The sequence below is a fragment of the Photobacterium sp. 270122K genome, assembly GCF_059941365.1.
The window spans coordinates 59,522-77,260 of the sequence record NZ_JBPOEN010000015.1; the positions used below are offsets into that span (position 1 = coordinate 59,522).

The window sequence follows — 17,739 nt, forward strand, 5'->3', positions numbered from 1 at the left end:
CAGAGGAATCGTGTTAACTGCCCGTGAGCGATAGACGGGATTGATAAAAAAGCGTTACAGTTGTTGCAGTCTGCCATGGTGTGTTATGGCATGTGGTAGACACATAGCATGATTACGAGAGAAGTTTTCATTCATTAGGCTAAAAATAAGCCCTAACTATGTACTATTAGCCTGTATAGCTAATTGAAAGTGAAGCATCAGTATGGCTTTGCTGTATTTCCACGAAGGCCTTGATCTATCCTGTGCTGGGTAGCGTCAACCCGGTTCTCCAGTCAGGTTGGCATGCTATCGGCGAGTCAACGTTGGTCGTGGAATGAATTAGCTATGCAGGGTGGTAGTCGCGACCTGGAGGCAGAAATATGGAAATGTTGTCCGGCGCTGAGATGATCGTACGTTCAATGATCGATCAAGGCGTGAAGCACATCTTCGGATACCCTGGTGGTTCCGTGCTGGATATTTACGACGCGCTGCATGAAAAGAGTGACATTGAGCATGTCCTCGTCCGGCATGAACAAGCCGCCGTGCACATGGCTGATGGCTATGCCCGCGCGACCGGTGAGGTCGGTGTCGTGCTGGTCACGTCAGGCCCTGGGGCGACCAATGCCATCACAGGGATCGCGACCGCGTACATGGACTCTATTCCAATGGTCGTTTTTTCCGGGCAGGTGATGAGTAACCTGATCGGGAATGATGCCTTCCAAGAGTGTGACATGGTCGGGATCTCCCGTCCGGTGGTAAAGCACAGCTTCTTGGTGAAAAAGCCCGAAGACATTCCTGAAATCATCAAAAAAGCCTTCTATATTGCCGCCAGTGGCCGTCCGGGTCCGGTGGTGATTGATATCCCCAAAGACATGCTAAACCCTGCTGAAAGCTATGCGTATCAGTACCCAGAGCAGATCGCGATGCGTTCTTACAACCCCACGACGAACGGCCACAAAGGCCAGATCAAACGCGGTTTGAAAGCGCTATTGGCGGCGAAAAAGCCGGTGTTGTATGTCGGTGGTGGGGCTATCATGGCCGACTGTAGTCCGCAGTTACTCAAGTTGGCTGAGACACTTAACATTCCGGTGGTGAACACTTTGATGGGTCTGGGGGCATTCCCGGGGACTCACTCCCATAACCTCGGTATGTTGGGGATGCACGGTACGTATGAAGCTAACATGGCGATGCATAATTCCGATTTAATCTTCGGTATTGGGGTGCGCTTTGATGACCGTACCACCAACAACGTCGAGAAATACTGCCCGAACGCGACCATCATGCACATTGATGTCGACCCATCATCCATTTCCAAAACCATTGCGGTAGATATTCCGATTGTCGGCTCGGCAGATACCGTGCTCAATTGCATGCTGAAGTTACTCGATGATCAAAGTGCTGAACACGATAATACGGCATTGGATAGCTGGTGGAGTGAGATTGCCACGTGGCGTGCCCGCCAGTGCCTGAACTACGACACCACCAGTGAACGCATTAAGCCACAGCAGGTAATTGAAGTGCTGCATCGCTTGACCGATGGTGAGGCCTATGTGACGTCTGATGTGGGTCAGCACCAGATGTTTGCGGCGTTGTATTACCCGTTCGATAAGCCGCGCCGTTGGATCAACTCAGGTGGCCTTGGCACCATGGGCTTTGGCCTGCCCGCGGCGATGGGGGTGAAGTTTGCCCTGCCGGATGCCGAGGTAGTGTGTGTGACCGGTGATGGCAGTATTCAGATGAATATCCAGGAGCTGTCCACCGCGTTGCAATACGACATTCCGGTGAAAATTATCAACCTTAATAACCGTTTCCTCGGCATGGTAAAGCAGTGGCAGGACATGATTTATCAAGGCCGCCATTCGCATTCTTACATGGATTCGGTGCCCGATTTTGCAGCCATTGCTGAAGCGTATGGCCACGTGGGTGTTCGTATTTCTGATCCTAATGCGTTGGAAGGGGAGCTTGAAAAAGCCCTCGCATTGAAAGACCGTTTGGTCTTTATCGACATCAGTGTAGATGAAACGGAACACGTGTACCCGATGCTGATCCGAGGCGGTGCAATGAGTGAAATGTGGCTAAGTAAAACGGAGAGAACATAATGCGCAGGATAGTATCGGTATTATTGGAGAATGAACCCGGGGCATTGTCACGCGTTGTTGGTTTGTTTTCTCAGCGCGGCTACAACATTGAATCACTCACGGTGGCACCGACGGAAGATCCGACGTTATCACGATTGAATATCACCACCCACGTGGAAGATAACGCCGCTCTCGAGCAGATCGAAAAGCAGCTGCACAAGTTGATTGATATTCTTAAGGTCAGCAATGTCACGGAAGGTGAGCATGTTGAGCGTGAATTGATGCTGGTGAAAGTGAAAGCCAGTGGTTTTGCCCGTGCCGAAGTGAAGCGCACGGCTGACATTTTCCGTGGTCAGATTGTCGATGTCACTAGCCAGATTTACACCATTCAGCTGGCCGGTGCGAGTGACAAACTGGACGCGTTCATTGCGGCGGTCAGCGAAGCCACAGAGATCATTGAAGTGGCGCGCAGTGGAGTGGTTGGCGTCGCGCGTGGAGAGCGCGCCCTTAAAGTCTAATGATTCTTTCTGATGCGCTTATTCGATGACGGTAAGCATTGACTGATTAATATCGCCCCTTAAGGCATCATTCAATACAATAGCCAGCGGCCTTGCCGCGGGCTATTTTTTTGTGCGTTAAGTAGCAAAATTAGCAAAAAGAGAAATACCGAAAATAACTAAAAAGCATGAAGCTTGCTTATCTAGTTTATTAATGGAGAGGTCAAAGTTGGAACGGTGGTAACAAATTTGTGCTTTATCGTGTGCTTTTCATTGCCTAGACCTTTGTAACGGCCCTATTTTGCGAGATTAATAGGCATAGTCTTTGTTATTGGCCGACGGTACCGTCAGGAAATAGCCAAGACACCGCGCTTCACAGCATGAGAATTTTGCATGAAAGTTAACTTATTGTCTTTGCTGATCGGCTCTGCGCTGATCAGTGCTACCGCGACCGCAAACGGTGATGTCTCCTCTTTTTCAGCCATCGCTGATAACACCTTTTCGACATTACAACGCATGCAGGCGTTGGCTCAACAACCTGAAAATGTGATTGAGCGTGACGGCGAAAAATACTTGCAGTACCAAGGGAAATCGTACCGTTTAAACCATGAAAACGATCCCCTTTTTCCATTAAGTGACGCTGAAGGCATGTACAGTGCAGCCTTTCCATTTATTGGGGATGAGTGGGAATACGTGGCTTACAACGGTGGTTTCTATTTACTGCACCGTGAATACGGAGTGATGAACCCTGACGAAACCGGCTGTTTTGTGGAGTACATTCCTGCTGCGCGTGGTTCACAGCATGATGACGGCAGCTACATCTGGGAAAGCGATAAAATCCAGCGTGCGATTACCTCGGATTGTGGCGATTTAGTCATGCCTGCACTGTCTGCATTTAAGACGCGTTCCGTGTCAGATATCGGGGCTGAGCTGGTTTGGGATAACCAAGATGCGGCAAGTCGTTATACGTTGGAAGTGGTCTCTCAAGTACCGGGTGAATCGCCAATTTCACGGATATATGAAGCCACAAGTTCAGGTTTTTATGTGGGTGGGCTAGAAGCAGAAACGGCATATGACGCTACGTTGACCGCCTGCAATGATTTGGGTTGTGATACCCAGTCAGCGCGCTTTACCACTGAAAAAGCCCGCTTGAGCTACAACAATAGCCGCCATGCAGAGAACCACCTTGCGGGGGATCTGCGCGCGAACTTGGCGTTTGCTCAGACCCATACTAGCGTGGCACCGTACGGTAATGATGAGATCAAACACCCGAACTTGGTGGTGGATCGTGAAGCTCTATTGCTAGTGACACCACGGGCATTGAATATTAACCAAATGTGGGTTGAGGTTGAGGTGGAAGGCGTCAATATGGGTCGCTTCCCATTGACCCCGCCGAGTGGTCTGCCGGACACTGATCAGCCAGACAATGGGCGCAGTAAGGTGATGTTCTCGCATTATGCCTGGACCTTGCCACTGAACTGGGAGTGGATGAAGCCGGGGTTATCGTTGCGTATTAGCGACAATACTGGCCGTGAAGGGACCTTGAGTGACGATCTGCTGGTCTTTGGTGGTGCGCCTGAGTTGATCATGCAGAACATTGATATTGGTATGTTGGTTGAGCCGCGTGATCGCTACGATATGATCAATGATATGCATCAGCTATCCACGGATTACTTCCAAAAAATCCCTGTTTCTAAAATGGTGATGGCGGACTATACCCCGCTGCATCTGAAGAAGGTCACGTTGCCAAATGGGACCGTCTACACCAAGGCGAGCGAGTTTGAAAAACCAGGCTGGCACGGTGGCGATATGCGTGAATACATTGGTAAGCGTTTGGTGTCTATCGGTATCAACAATGCCAACTTTGGTATCGTCGATACCGCAGGCGGAGATGCAAAATGGTCGCGTCCGTTTAGCCACATTACCGCACACAACAGCCGAGGCCGTTACCTGGCAAAAGATGATGAAACCGGTGTGGTGACCTCAAAAGTTGTGGTACACGGCGGCAGTGGTGGTGGCGGTATTGTGACCTTGGATGCAACCCGCGGTAATGAGTGGTCACACGAACTGGGTCACAATTATGGCCGAGGTCACCATCCTAAAGATGCGTCGATTCACGATATGGAATCGGGCTGGGGTTGGGATGCGCGTTACCAGCGTTTCATTGGTAACCTACATTGGTCAGCTGCTGCGATCACCGTGGAAAATGCAAACAGTGGTGAAAGTGTGCCGCCGTTTGCGAACGAATTTCGTTTCATGCGTGAAGCCATGGGGGGAGGTGAAGGAGCACGTACCGGCCTGATTAGCAACTATACCCTTGAGCATCCGATGGCGGCGCGTGTCACGCAAGATTGGTTTAACCGAGGGCACAACTTGGATCTCACCAGTTCTACGGGTTATGTGCAATGGGATCAAGATGCGCAGCGTTATGTTGAGTCAGCTCCAACGTCGCTTGTGCCGGCACAACAAGGCGTGCCGGTGATCACTGTACTGGGTATTTACGATCCAACGGAAACGAATCCGAGCCAGATCTACCCGTTGACGTACACCAATTACGGTAACTTGTTTGATTTGCCAGCACCAAGCGTGGTTGCACCGCAGCTAGAAGGTTGGCAATCCGTCGCTGATATGAGTGATGCTGATCGTGCCAATACGGCTTGGCAGACCATGAAAATAGAAGGTGAGTGGGTACCTCTTTGCCAATTTAGTTACACAAATGGTAATGACCAAACGGCTAACTTTGTCGGTTATGAAGATCGCTCTGAGGGGACATGTCGTATAGCGACAGGGATGCATTGGGCGGTGAACGGTGAGCGTGAAGTGCCGGTTTCTATGCCAAATGATTACCAACTATTGTCAATCAAAGGCGAATTGTCTGGCTACGTGACGTATGCACCAACCCCAGAGTTAGGCGAGCAGGAATTGTGTACACTTGACAAGCCAGGTACATCGCATCAGGGCGCTGGGTTTATGGTTAACCGCCAGTGTATCCAAATTCCAGATGTTAAGCAGAAAAATGGTTCACGCTGGTTATACTCGGCACACCAAGGCGGGATCGAACAATACAACTTGGCATCACAAAAACAGTGTGAGTTAGTTGTTGAAGGGGAAAATGGGTCGGTAGATCGTATTGCATTAAGCGGTGCGCGTTACAATACCAATGAGAGCAACAAGTTCCACATTAACTTGCCTGCCGATAATCATCCTGCGCGTATCAGCGTGAGTTGTGCGACAACAGAAGGCACTGAAAGTGTGCTCGATGTGCTAGAAACGCCGCGTAATCCAGCGGTTGCAGATCTGAAAGCACCGGTGATCATTGGTCAAGAGTACGGTTACCAAGCCATTGCTACTGAGGTGCCATCTGGTTGGTTTGCACATACTGACGCGTTTGATCCTACTGCCTTATCTGCACAGGATCGTACCCATTTAGCGACCATGCGTGTGGGAACGGAATACCCGAATGTGTGCCGCTTCCCAATGATTATTAACGGTGCTGAGCAGACGCTGCATGGCTATGTAGACGTGCTGGGTAACGGTGATTTCCAATGTACGGGCGGTGATGATATCACCGTGAAAGAGGCACAGGATGAGCGTCCAATGTTGTCTGCTGTGAACCAGTTTGAGTGGTTGTCGCTGAACAATCGCGCTCAAGTTGGTGAACGAGTAACAGCAACCGAGAACAATCAGGCGGCACTGTGTAGCTTAACGAAAGGCGGAGAGTGGTATGGTGCTGGGTTTGTGAGTGACAGTGGCCAATGTACTCAGGCACCGATGGTGACGTGGTCAAACGGTAAGCACTGGACGTTCTCGAGCGGTTTTGGGCAGTATAGTTACCGCTAATTGCTGAAGTCATTGGTATCGACATAATGAAAAAAGGACGCTTCGGCGTCCTTTTTTTATGGATGAGACTTCCGCTTAGGAATAGGTGGGTTGCCGGAAAAACGCCTTTTCTTAGACTAAAGTCTAATAATGTCCGCAGTCGTGATCACAGAGGGGGGAAGGGGGATGTTAACGAAAATGCATGCCAAATGGATGGCAAGGCTGACGGTATTAAGCCTGTTTTGCCTTGGCTTTTACGTCAGTGCCTTGTACTTCCTGTTAGCCGTGTTGCTGCTTAATACCCATCACAAAGAGATCTTCTGGTAAGGCCATCTGTGTCGTTATTCGCGGTGTTGAAACCGATAATAGCGGTGCTATAGATAGCGTTTGATATGATCAAGGGCGCGCTGTGAATGCCGTCCCAGTAACGCCAACGCTAACTCACTGTCACGCTGGAGAACGGCTTTCATAATGGCCTCATGCTCGCCGTGATCATGATAACGCTCGTCATTGCTGCGATGGTGGCTCAGCCAAATGTGCCGGTAGCGGCCGATTTGCTCATACACTTGGTGATAGAGCGATAGCATCACGGACGATTGGCAGCCCACCAGTAAGGCAAGGTGGAAGTCGCGGTGATATTTTTCCCACAGAGTAAACTCGGTGGCGACATCGGCGGGCTGTAGGCGGTTTAACCGGTGGTAGGCTGTGACAATATTGAGTTCCCACTCCTCATTGCCAGCTTGCATGGCCTGCGAGAGCAAGAGGCGCGATAGGGCTAAGTTAGTCTGGTAAAGATCCTCGAGTTCTGTCACGGAGACCGGGGATACCCAGCAGCCTTTTTGCGGGGCGAACTGCACATACTTGCGCCATGAGAGTTGCACCAAGGCTTCTCGAATGGGGGATGCGCCTACATGATATTGCTTGGTTAATTCAGCCACGACCAGTTTTTGACCGGGCTTCAAAATGCCAGAGAGAATGTCCTGACGGATCATCTCCGTCACTTTCTCACTAAGGGTTGGGCTGGACACAATTCACTTTTCCTTGCTGTCAATGTTCGGCGCTCGTAATCATCCTTCTAGGGGATGATTCTGGGAGCGAGTATACCCACGAACAAAAAGTACGGCGAATGCCAACATGCAGAAGTGTGAGTCCCTACGCTTTTTGTGTATCTAGTTGCTTATGCTAGGAAAAAAGTGCCTCTATTGCCGTGCCGACAGGGGAGGCGCGAGAGCCGGAATGATACCGAAAGCGAGACGGAGCATGGTGCTGGAAAAGCGAGTGATGGCGGTAAAAGGGGTTATGCAGAGAAGGGAATGAGAGACGTTGCCGTGCAGTGTTCTGGTGCAGCAAGATAAAAAAAACGGGAGCCGAAGGCTCCCGTTTGTGATGCGTGTGTACGCTCTATGAATCCGAAGACTTATAGTACGTGTACAGATGCTGTGTTTGTTGTGCCTGATGGTACTAGAGCACCAGAAACCATTACCACGATGTCGCCTTTCGCGCCCAGACCTGTTTCTAGTGCTAGCTCTTTGCCGCGTACGTAGAAAGAATCTGTGTTGTCGATAGAATCAACAACAACCGGTGTAATACCCTTAGATAGCGCAAGTTGTGCTGCGGTCTTAGCGTTAGTAGTTACCGCTAGGATGTTCGCCGTTGGGAAGTATTTACGTACAGAACGCGCAGACTTACCAGCTTCAGTAGCAACAACGATTAGCGGTGCGTTTAGTTTCTCAGAGGTGTCTACTGCGCCTTTACATACTGCTTCAGTGATGCGTAGACGTGGGCTGTCTAGACGAGAACCTAGCTCAGCTTTAAGTGCAGTGTCAGTACGCTGACAGATTTGCGCCATGATAGTCACAGCTTCGATTGGGTATTTACCCTTCGCTGATTCACCAGACAGCATTACTGCGTCAGTACCATCCATGATGGCGTTCGCCACGTCACCCGCTTCTGCGCGTGTTGGACGTGGGTTCTTGATCATAGAATCAAGCATTTGTGTTGCAGTGATAACCACTTTACGTGCACGGTTACACTTCTCGATCATCATCTTCTGCGCGAAGATAACTTCTTCAACTGGGATTTCAACACCTAGGTCACCACGAGCAACCATGATGCCGTCAGACGCTTCAAGGATAGCATCGAAGTTATCAACGCCTTCCTGGTTCTCAATCTTAGAGATGATCTGAATGCTTTCGCCGCCGTTCGCGTTTAATAGCGCACGGATTTCTTTTACGTCTTCTGCTTTACGAATGAAAGAAGCCGCAACGAAGTCAACGCCTTGCTCACAACCGAACTTAAGGTCTGCTTTGTCTTTTTCAGACAGTGCAGGTAGCTTCACAGAAACGCCAGGAAGGTTAACACCTTTGTTCTCGCCAAGGTCACCGTTGTTCAGTACTTTACACTTCACTTCAGCATCAGTGGTGTCGATAACTTCCATTTCAATCAGGCCGTCATCAACAAGGATGATGTTGCCTTTTGCTAGGTCTTTTGCGAAACCAGGGTAAGTTACCGCTACGCGGTCTTGGTTGCCGATCACTGATGTGTCAGTGGTGAATGTGAATTCCTGACCTGCAACAAGAGAAAAATCTTGACCGCCTTCAAGCTTGATTGTACGAATTTCAGGACCTTTAGTGTCTAGAAGAATCGCAAGTTGCTTACCAGTGTTAGCCATTACTTCACGTACGTTGTTGATACGCTGGCCGTGCTCAGCGAAGTCACCGTGTGAGAAGTTTAGACGCATTACGTTCATACCAGCATTAGCCAGTTTAGTAAGCATTTCTACTGATTCTGTTTTAGGTCCAATCGTACATACGATCTTAGTCTTTTTCATTGAGAAGTCTCTCCAGACGAACTTTTACCCAAGGGAAAATGGAATCACTGTGTTATACCTGAAAATGCAGAGGCAATAGTGTCAATTGGCACCACCAAATGTGATGCTGTTCACACCATTATCTTTTCACCTTACAGAACGCGGTGATAATACAAAAAATAACAAAAATAGTGCCTTACCAAAGCACGACATTGCTTTGGTAAGGTGACTCTTGTTATGACTAGATTGTGTTGGTAGAACGCCGTCACCACTTAGCGTATCGCAAGGTGATGACGAAAATATGTTCGGCTTACATAAATGTGCCTGCCAAACAAGCGACGCATACTAGCATAGTTCAAGTCTTTGATCACCTTGTGAGAGTGTGCAAATTTTTAACGGATGCTCAAAGATAAAGTGAGATTATCTACATATTTCACAGATTTTTTTTGTTTATTATCAATGGATGATTAATTTTTAGCTCCGAAATAAATCAGAAGGCAAAGTGGAAGGGATCGACGGGGGACGCGGATAATGCTTGGTGGTATGACCATGTTGGCATTATATTGCCAGAAGGAATGTGCGAATGCGTCCAAAATGTCTCTTTTTACTGCTGGATATTAGGCTAACGGTTAAAGGGGAAGTCAGCACGCTTGTCGCCGTGTTATAGGAAAATGTCACACCGTGTCTCTCAACCTCATGCCTCATGACTGTTTGGCCCATGCCCGTTTGGCGATCGATACTCACTACGGGGTCGTGATCCACCGTCATTTTACCCCCCTGTATGCCAACGATGCCTACGCCCACTGTTTTGGGTATGCCTCTGCGCAAGCCATTTTAGCGATGCCATCGTTACTGCCGTTGATTGCCCCTGAAGAACAAGAGGCCGCAAAAGAGGCCTATCAGCGGGTGATGACGGGCGTAGATCAACCGGGGGTGCGCACCTTTGACAACATCAATCTCGCCGGTCAGCACTTAACCGTGTTAACGGTTGACAGCGTGGTGGATTGGCAGGGTGAGCCTGCGATGCAAATCATCGTGGTGGATTTAAGCCGACAAATTGCCATTCAGCAGCAGTTGTTAGCCAGTGAGCAACGTTATCGTGAATTGGTCGATGGATCGATTCAAGGCATGTTGGTGCATAAAGATTTTCAACCGTTGTTTTGCAATCAAGCCTATGCGCATATGTATGGTTTTAAGGATTCAGCGGCGCTTTTGGCGCAGCCTTCTATTTTACCTTTCATCAGTACTCAATATCATTTGCAAGCTTGGCGGGATAATCAAGCACTGCTCAATGGTACGGTGCCGGTGGTAAAAACAGAAGCGAAAGGACTCCGGGCGGATACCAGTGCCTTGTGGTTAAGCTTGTTGTCACGCCCTGTCGATTGGAATGGCGAGTGTGCAGTGCAAGTGACAGCGATGGATATCACCGAGCAGCACCAGCTACGTGAATTGCTGGAATATCGGGCCAATTTTGATGGCTTAACCAATCTGCTGAACCGCCGAGCATTGGCGGAACACCTTGATCAGCAGGTGACGGCCGCATGCACTCAAGGTGCCCCTTTAAGTGGTTTGTTGATTGATATTGATAACTTCAAGGCGATCAATGATGAATACGGGCATCAGGCTGGGGATAAGGTGTTGCAGCAGTTTGCGTTGTGCTGTCAGCGTGAGACCCGCCAGCAGGATCTGATTGGCCGTTGGGGTGGGGAAGAATTTGTGTTGGTGTTACCGAATACCCCGTTGTTGCAAGCGCAGCCCATCGCCGAGCGATTGTGTCGCGCGATTGCGGAAATGGTGGTGATGTTTGAGGGTCAGCCCCTCCAATTTACGGTCAGTATTGGTGTGGCGTCGATCACCCCACAGATACGGACCGTGGATGCGCTGATTGGCAAGGCCGATGAAGCCTTGTATGACGCGAAGCGCCGGGGAAAAGGGCAGGCTGTCGTCTGTGAATAACAGCACTGAGTGAGAAAACGTCAGAAAAAAAAACGGGAAAAGTCGTCTTTTCCCGTTGAATATAAAAGGGATGAGCGATCACTCACTCATCCCTTTCTCTTTATGGTGCTGCCTTTCCGATTAGCTGCGCTTACAGCGTGTTCGTGAACGTCCGTGACACCACATCTTGTTTTTGCTCAGGCGTTAAGGCATTAAACCGCACCGCATAACCGGACACACGAATGGTCAGATTCGGGTAGTTTTCAGGGTGTTCGATGGCGTCCATGAGCATGTCACGGTTAAGCACGTTCACGTTCAGGTGCTGGCCGCCCTCAATGGCCTCATCATGATGGAAATACCCATCCAATAATCCCACTAAGTTCGCCTTACGGACGCCCTCTTCTTTACCCAGTGCCTGCGGCACGATAGAGAAGGTATACGAAATCCCGTCTTTGGCATACGCGAACGGCAGTTTAGCGACAGAGGTTAATGACGCTGCTGCGCCTTTTTGATCTCGTCCATGCATCGGGTTTGCTCCCGGTGCAAACGGGGTGCCTGCACGACGGCCATCGGGCGTATTCCCGGTTTTTTGTCCGTACACTACGTTCGAGGTGATGGTCAAAATGGACTGCGTCGGTACCGCATTACGGTAGGTTGGCAACGCCTGAATTTTCTTCATAAAGCGCTCAACCAGATCACACGCAATGGTATCGACTCGGTCATCATTGTTACCAAACTGCGGGTAGTCGCCGTCAATAGTAAAGTCGACAGCCAAGCCGGATTCATCACGGATCGGGCTCACTTTGGCGTACTTAATGGCCGCAAGGGAGTCTGCTGCGACGGATAAACCGGCCAAGCCACAGGCCATCGTGCGGTATACATCGCGGTCATGCAGCGCCATCAGTGAGGCTTCGTAACTGTATTTATCGTGCATGTAATGGATCAGGTTCAGGGCGCTGATGTATTGCACCGCAAGCCAATCCATAAAATGATCAAGGCTTGCCATGACCGTATCGTAGTCTAACACCTCGTCCATCAATGGCGCGGTTTTCGGGCCGACTTGAATTTTTAGCTTCTCGTCGACACCGCCATTGATGGCGTACAGGAGCGTTTTGGCAATGTTGGCACGTGCGCCAAAGAACTGCATCTGCTTACCGATCACCATTGGGCTGACACAACAGGCGATGCCGTAATCATCACTGTCGAAATCAACGCGCATGAGATCATCATTTTCATACTGCAGCGAGGAGGTCACGATCGACACTTGCGCAGCGTATTTTTTGAAGTCCACCGGCAAATGTTCTGACCACAAGATCGTCAAGTTTGGCTCTGGAGCCGGACCCATGGTGTGTAGCGTATGCAGGTAACGGAAGGCGTTTTTGGTGACCAGCGTACGTCCGTCCAGCCCCATTCCCCCAATCACTTCGGTCGCCCAAATTGGATCGCCCGAGAACAGCGTATCGAACTCTGGGGTACGTAAGAAACGCACCATACGGATCTTCATGATGAAGTGATCAATCAGCTCTTGCGCGTGGGTTTCATCTAAACGGCCCGCCTGAATGTCGCGCTCAATATAGATATCAAGGAACGTTGCTGTCCGACCCAGTGACATCGCGCCGCCATTTTGTGATTTCACCGCCGCGAGGTAGGCAAAGTACAGCCATTGCACCGCTTCTTGCGCGTTCATGGCCGGGCGAGAAATATCAAACCCATAATTGGCGGCCATTTCCTGAATGTGCAGCAAAGCGCGTTTTTGTTCGGATAATTCTTCACGTAAACGGATCACCGCTTCAATATCGCGACCGGCTTCCAGATCCGGTTGTAGTGACGCAAACTGTGCCTCACGTTCTTTCACCAAGTGGCTGATGCCGTACAGCGCGACGCGGCGATAGTCACCGATAATACGCCCGCGACCATAGCCATCCGGCAAGCCTGTCAGGACGCCGGATTTTCGGCAGCGCAGGATTTCCGGTGAATACACATCGAATACACCTTGGTTATGGGTCTTGCGCAGATCCGTGAAGATATACTCAAACTGCGGATCCATCTCACGCCCATACGCGTCAAACGAACTGCGGATCATGTTGACCCCACCGTACGGGTGCAGTGCGCGTTTGAGTGGCTTATCTGTTTGTAAGCCCACAATGGTTTCTAACGTTTTGTCGATGTAGCCCGGCGCATGCGCAGTGATGGTTGTGGCCACATTGGTATCAAAGTCGACAGGGGCGTGGGTGGCGTTCTCTTGGCGAATGCCCACCATGACTTTTTCCCACAAGGCCTGAGTTGCCGGAGTCGCATCAGCCAAAAAGGCTTCATCGCCTTCATAGGGGGTGTAGTTCTGCTGAATAAAGGCGCGCACATCGATAGTGCGTTTCCAGTCAGTACCTTGAAAACCTGCCCATGCATCGCAATACGGTGCAGCGTTAAGATCGTGTGTTAATTCCATGTAAATCATTCTCTTAGTAAGCGTCAATTGTCGCGCGTGCCATCTCACCCAGATGGATAGCATCCAGCGCAATCATTTTTTCTTCATTGGTCGGGATCACCGCACACGCCACGCGCGATTTCGCGGTGGAGATAATGCGTTGGCCTGCACGTCCGGGCAGGGCATTTTTTTCGTCATCCAGCGTGATACCAAACACTTGCAAGTGTTTGATCACGAGACGGCGGATCAACTGCGAGTTTTCCCCGATGCCTCCGGTAAAAATCACACCATCAAGACGAGATAAGGAAGCCGCATGGCCCGCGATATGGCGTGCGATACGATGAACAAAGGTATTGATGGCCAATACCGCGCGTTCATGACCGGTGTGCCAGGCTTTTTCGAGTTCGCGCAAGTCAGAGGAAAGACCCGACAGGCCCAGCAAGCCGGATTCGGTGTTAACCACGCGGGCAAGATCATCGAGTGATTGATTCGTTTGCTTGGCTATCCACACCAAGGCGCCAAAATCCACATCCCCACAGCGGGTGCCCATCATGAGCCCTTCAAGCGGTGTCATGCCCATGGAGGTATCCACACTGCACCCGTTATGCACCGCGCAGATGGAGGATCCATTGCCTAAGTGAGCAATCACTACGCCACTGTCAGCTTGCGGCAGGTTAAGCAGCGTATAGGCTTCCTGTGCGACATAGCGGTGTGACGTACCATGGAAGCCATAACGACGCACATTGTGCTCTTCATAGTAGTGCCAAGGTAAGGCATACAAATAGGCTTCGGGGGCGAGGGTTTGGTGGAAACTGGTATCAAAAACCGCGACTTGCTGTGCGCTTGGGAACAGCTTTTGTGACACTTCAACGCCCGTTAAATTGGCGAAGTTATGTAACGGTGCTAACGCTGACACAGCGCGGATCTGTTCAATCACGGCATCGGTGATCACGGTGGAATGTTTAAAGACATTGCCACCGTGTGCAATGCGATGGCCGATTAAGGCCACGCTATTGATGAGATCGCGTTGTTTCAATTCCAATGCAATGGCGGTAAGTGCGCCTTCATAATCCTGACGTGTCAGCAAGGCAGAAGGGCTTCCATTGACGGAAATGCACGCCTTGTCTGTGTTGACACAATCAACGATACCAGACAGTAGTTCATCACAATTTTCGACATCGAAGGCTGAAAATTTGACGGACGATGAACCGCAGTTAATCACCAATACAATCGGATATTCAATCATCTATATACTCCGCTTATCTCTAATCTTTTTTATTAAAACAGTTTGTAAACAATGTTTAAGATGGTCATTAAACCAATCACGACAACAAAAATATTATCGATACCGCGGTACTTGGCTAAAGACGGGGTTTTACGAATGGCATAGATCGGCAACAGACACAGCAAAGACGCAATAATCGGTGCACCCATGGCTTCAATCAGATCAAGGATGTTGGGATTTAAGTAAGACACAAACCACGTTGACCCCATGATGAAACCCATGCTGATGGCATTGAGTTTGCCCGTTGACACTTTGGTGGCGTCGCCTTGGTAACGGAACTTCAGGATTAACCCGTTCATCCCTTCTAAGGTGCCGAGGTAGTGGCCAAAGAAGGATTTGAAAATCGCCACCAATGCGATGATTGAGGCACTGTACTCAAGGACGGTCGCAAAGCTTGACTGTGAACCGGACAATGAAGAGAAGTGGTTTGCTAAGTAAGACAAGACCGGCAGGTTCTGCGCTTTGGCTTCGGCCATGTTTTCAGGTGACAGCGTGAACAGGCAGCTAAAGGCAAAGAACATCACTACAGCAACCATCAGGAAGCTGGCGCGACCAATGATTTTTGAACATTTCTGCTCGGTGTATGCATTACCTTGCGTCGGTTCATACTCTTCACGTTTGGAAACAACGAACGAAGAGACAATCGGCGAGAAGTTAAAAGAGAACACCATGATGGAAATCCCCAGCCACACCGTGACCAGTAACCCATCGCTGCCCATCAATGAAATATCACTGAAACTGGCTTGCTCAATGACAGAGGCGTTCCAGTACGGGATCAGCGAGAGTGAAATCAGCACTAAACTCGCAATGAATGGGAAGACCAGCCAACTCATGACTTTGACCATGAGCTCTTTACCCAGCCAGATGATCAGACCCATGGCGAGCAGCAGGCCGAAAGCCACGATGCCGCGGTTAAGGACTGGCAACTGTAACTGGTGCTCCCAGAACGCCATAAAGGTGTTCGTGATGGTCACGCCGTAAATCCACAACAGTGGGCAGATGGCAAAGAAGTAGAGGAAGGTGATCACGATCCCCCCGGTTTTACCAAAATGCTCTTCAACGGTTTCAGTGATATTGCCTGAAATATTGGAGCCAGACAGACATAATCGGGCTAATGCGCGGTGACAATAATAGGCGATAGGAAAGGCCAGCATGGCCATGATCAATATTGGGAATAGGCCACCGTAGCCCGCTCGAATAGGAAAGAAGAGAACGCCCGCGCCAATCGCGGTGCCAAATAAACCTAAAGTCCACGTTGTATCTGATTTTCTCCAGTCTGATTTTTCTGACTGGTTAACAATAACGTTGTCCATTACACTCATTGTCGTTCATCCTTTTACATGCTAACCAATCCGGTGATTTGAGAAACGCGAGACAAATCAATATTACCGCCTGAAATAATGGCGACGGTTTTTTTGTTTTGAATGTATTTATCTAATTTGCCACTTAATAAAGCCGCAATGGATAATGCACCGGCTCCTTCGGCAATGACTTTATTTCGTTGAATTAAAAGTGCCATGCTATTTAATAGCTCGTCTTCATTGACCAAGACAATGTCGTCAACTAAGTCTTTGACTATTTCAAACGTTAATTCACCAGGACGCGCGACATCGCAACCATCCGCCAATGTCCCTTGTGTACGGTGATTCACGATTTCACCGGCACGGTAAGACGCGGTCATGCCGTGTACATTTTCGGACTGTACGCCGATGATTTTGATTTTTGAATTGATGGATTTAATCGCGGTAGCAATACCGGCAATCAAGCCGCCGCCACCGATAGGCACTATCACATTGTCGACATCATACAGGTCTTCAAGGATCTCAAGACCAATGGTGCCTTGGCCGGCAATGACTTCCGCATCATCAAATGGTGGGATGAAAATACGGCCTTCTGTTTCAACGATCTCTTTGGCTTTCGCAATGGTTTCATTGAATGATTCACCATGTAAGATCACGTCAGCGGAATACCCTTCCGTGGCAGCAATTTTTGCTTTCGGGGCGCAAGTTGGCATCACCACTTTGCCATCAATACCCAGCATGGCACAGGAGAGAGATACTCCTTGTGCATGGTTCCCGGCGGAACACGCGACAACACCTTTTTTCCGGTCTTCGTCACTTAATGCGCTTAATTTATTAAAGGCGCCCCGGATTTTAAATGAGCCAGTACGCTGCATATTTTCAAACTTTAAATACACATCACCGTGGCAATGTTCACTTAAATAGTTTGATTTAGGCATACCGGTTTTATACACTTTTCCGGTTAACCGTTGTTTGGCTAATTTAATATCATTGAGCGTAATTGCTCTGGTCAGGGTAATATCCATTTTTTCCTCTTTTTATTATGGTTAACTATTTTATGTAGGGTAGAGCATCGTTAACCTATTTATTTAGATAAGAAACTTTTCTTATCTAAATAAATAAGCGTTGAAAAAATGAAAATAGCAATACGCACCGATATTTATTTATCGGTTGAATAGGGACGCAGTGATATTTCAAGAATGTATATTGATGACGGTTGATGACGTTTTTATTTATACCAAATGCTGTTTCCCTTCTCTTCTCTCTGTGTTTTTAAATATACGCGATACGAACCACGGGTGTTGCGGTTGGTATCACAAATTAAATGCCAAAACTAAATTCATGATAAAAATAATCAACTGGCTTTTTTGATCTAAGGTAGTGAATTATCCTGCTCAAATGGTCTTTAATGTTTTGTTTGTGTTAATTAAGTAAAGCATCATGATCGGTCGTTGACCATTTGCTGCATGAGGTGGGCGAAAGGGGGACATTTTGACGTGAAATGGGGGCGGGGAGCTTAAAGAGGTGCTATCTGCCTGATCATGGAGGGATGTGTGGTAGAGGAAAATGCTGATAGAACAGTCAGTACATGGGCCGTGCAGAATGTTTTGC

Annotated in this window: 11 protein-coding genes; 5 read left to right on the forward strand and 6 right to left on the reverse strand. The window is 49.1% G+C overall.

Annotated features, from left to right (window positions below):
- Positions 1-359 precede the first annotated feature (359 nt).
- The 4 genes from ACSF8W_RS21700 (at position 360) to ACSF8W_RS21715 (ending at position 6,700) form a co-directional block, all read left to right on the forward strand.
- The gene (locus ACSF8W_RS21700; RefSeq protein WP_500849190.1) at positions 360-2,078 is read left to right on the forward strand and encodes an acetolactate synthase 3 large subunit; all 1,719 of its coding nucleotides are present in this window, start codon (positions 360-362) and stop codon (positions 2,076-2,078) included.
- On the forward strand, positions 2,078-2,575 hold the full coding sequence (gene ilvN, locus ACSF8W_RS21705; protein ID WP_500849191.1) for an acetolactate synthase small subunit: 498 nt from the start codon (positions 2,078-2,080) through the stop codon (positions 2,573-2,575). The genes ACSF8W_RS21700 and ilvN overlap by 1 nt, the downstream gene beginning before the upstream one ends.
- Before the next feature lie 372 nt (positions 2,576-2,947).
- A complete protein-coding gene (locus tag ACSF8W_RS21710) occupies positions 2,948-6,394 on the forward strand; it encodes a M66 family metalloprotease (protein WP_500849192.1) in 3,447 nt (1,148 codons plus the stop codon).
- A gap of 165 nt (positions 6,395-6,559) precedes the next feature.
- Positions 6,560-6,700, forward strand: coding sequence for a hypothetical protein (locus ACSF8W_RS21715; RefSeq protein WP_500849193.1), 141 nt, complete (start codon positions 6,560-6,562; stop codon positions 6,698-6,700).
- Positions 6,701-6,747: 47 nt separating this feature from the next.
- Here ACSF8W_RS21715 and ACSF8W_RS21720 read toward each other — a convergent pair whose 3' ends face one another.
- The gene (locus tag ACSF8W_RS21720; protein WP_500849194.1) at positions 6,748-7,401 is read right to left on the reverse strand and encodes a GntR family transcriptional regulator; all 654 of its coding nucleotides are present in this window, start codon (positions 7,399-7,401) and stop codon (positions 6,748-6,750) included.
- A 389-nt stretch (positions 7,402-7,790) separates the two neighbouring features.
- Positions 7,791-9,203 carry a pyruvate kinase PykF gene (gene pykF, locus ACSF8W_RS21725; protein WP_500849195.1) on the reverse strand — a complete coding sequence of 471 codons (1,413 nt, stop codon included), beginning with the start codon at positions 9,201-9,203 and terminating at the stop codon, positions 7,791-7,793.
- A gap of 660 nt (positions 9,204-9,863) precedes the next feature.
- Here pykF and ACSF8W_RS21730 point away from each other — a divergent pair.
- Positions 9,864-11,138, forward strand: coding sequence for a sensor domain-containing diguanylate cyclase (locus ACSF8W_RS21730; protein WP_500849196.1), 1,275 nt, complete (start codon positions 9,864-9,866; stop codon positions 11,136-11,138).
- Positions 11,139-11,268: 130 nt separating this feature from the next.
- Here ACSF8W_RS21730 and pflB read toward each other — a convergent pair whose 3' ends face one another.
- Genes pflB through tdcB form a run of 4 tightly spaced genes read right to left on the reverse strand, consistent with a single transcriptional unit; the run spans position 11,269 to position 17,153 of the window.
- Entirely contained in the window at positions 11,269-13,563 is a 2,295-nt protein-coding gene (gene pflB / locus ACSF8W_RS21735; protein ID WP_500849197.1) for a formate C-acetyltransferase, read from the reverse strand.
- A gap of 13 nt (positions 13,564-13,576) precedes the next feature.
- Positions 13,577-14,788 carry a propionate kinase gene (gene tdcD / locus ACSF8W_RS21740; protein WP_500849198.1) on the reverse strand — a complete coding sequence of 404 codons (1,212 nt, stop codon included), beginning with the start codon at positions 14,786-14,788 and terminating at the stop codon, positions 13,577-13,579.
- Between the two features lie 32 nt (positions 14,789-14,820).
- Complete coding sequence (gene tdcC / locus ACSF8W_RS21745; RefSeq protein WP_500849199.1) at positions 14,821-16,149, reverse strand: threonine/serine transporter TdcC; 1,329 nt, start codon at positions 16,147-16,149, stop codon at positions 14,821-14,823.
- Between the two features lie 14 nt (positions 16,150-16,163).
- Complete coding sequence (gene tdcB, locus ACSF8W_RS21750) at positions 16,164-17,153, reverse strand: bifunctional threonine ammonia-lyase/L-serine ammonia-lyase TdcB (RefSeq protein ID WP_500849200.1); 990 nt, start codon at positions 17,151-17,153, stop codon at positions 16,164-16,166.
- Positions 17,154-17,739 lie beyond the last annotated feature (586 nt).

What these genes read in the sequence shown, in the direction of transcription:
- ACSF8W_RS21700 (WP_500849190.1), top strand. Translation starts at nt 360, where the DNA reads ATGGAAATGTTGTCCGGCGCTGAGATGATCGTACGTTCAATGATCGAT.
- ilvN (WP_500849191.1), top strand. Translation starts at nt 2,078, where the DNA reads ATGCGCAGGATAGTATCGGTATTATTGGAGAATGAACCCGGGGCATTG.
- ACSF8W_RS21710 (WP_500849192.1), top strand. Translation starts at nt 2,948, where the DNA reads ATGAAAGTTAACTTATTGTCTTTGCTGATCGGCTCTGCGCTGATCAGT.
- ACSF8W_RS21715 (WP_500849193.1), top strand. Translation starts at nt 6,560, where the DNA reads ATGTTAACGAAAATGCATGCCAAATGGATGGCAAGGCTGACGGTATTA.
- pykF (WP_500849195.1), bottom strand. Translation starts at nt 9,203, where the DNA reads ATGAAAAAGACTAAGATCGTATGTACGATTGGACCTAAAACAGAATCA.
- pflB (WP_500849197.1), bottom strand. Translation starts at nt 13,563, where the DNA reads ATGGAATTAACACACGATCTTAACGCTGCACCGTATTGCGATGCATGG.
- tdcD (WP_500849198.1), bottom strand. Translation starts at nt 14,788, where the DNA reads ATGATTGAATATCCGATTGTATTGGTGATTAACTGCGGTTCATCGTCC.
- tdcC (WP_500849199.1), bottom strand. Translation starts at nt 16,149, where the DNA reads ATGAGTGTAATGGACAACGTTATTGTTAACCAGTCAGAAAAATCAGAC.
- tdcB (WP_500849200.1), bottom strand. Translation starts at nt 17,153, where the DNA reads ATGGATATTACCCTGACCAGAGCAATTACGCTCAATGATATTAAATTA.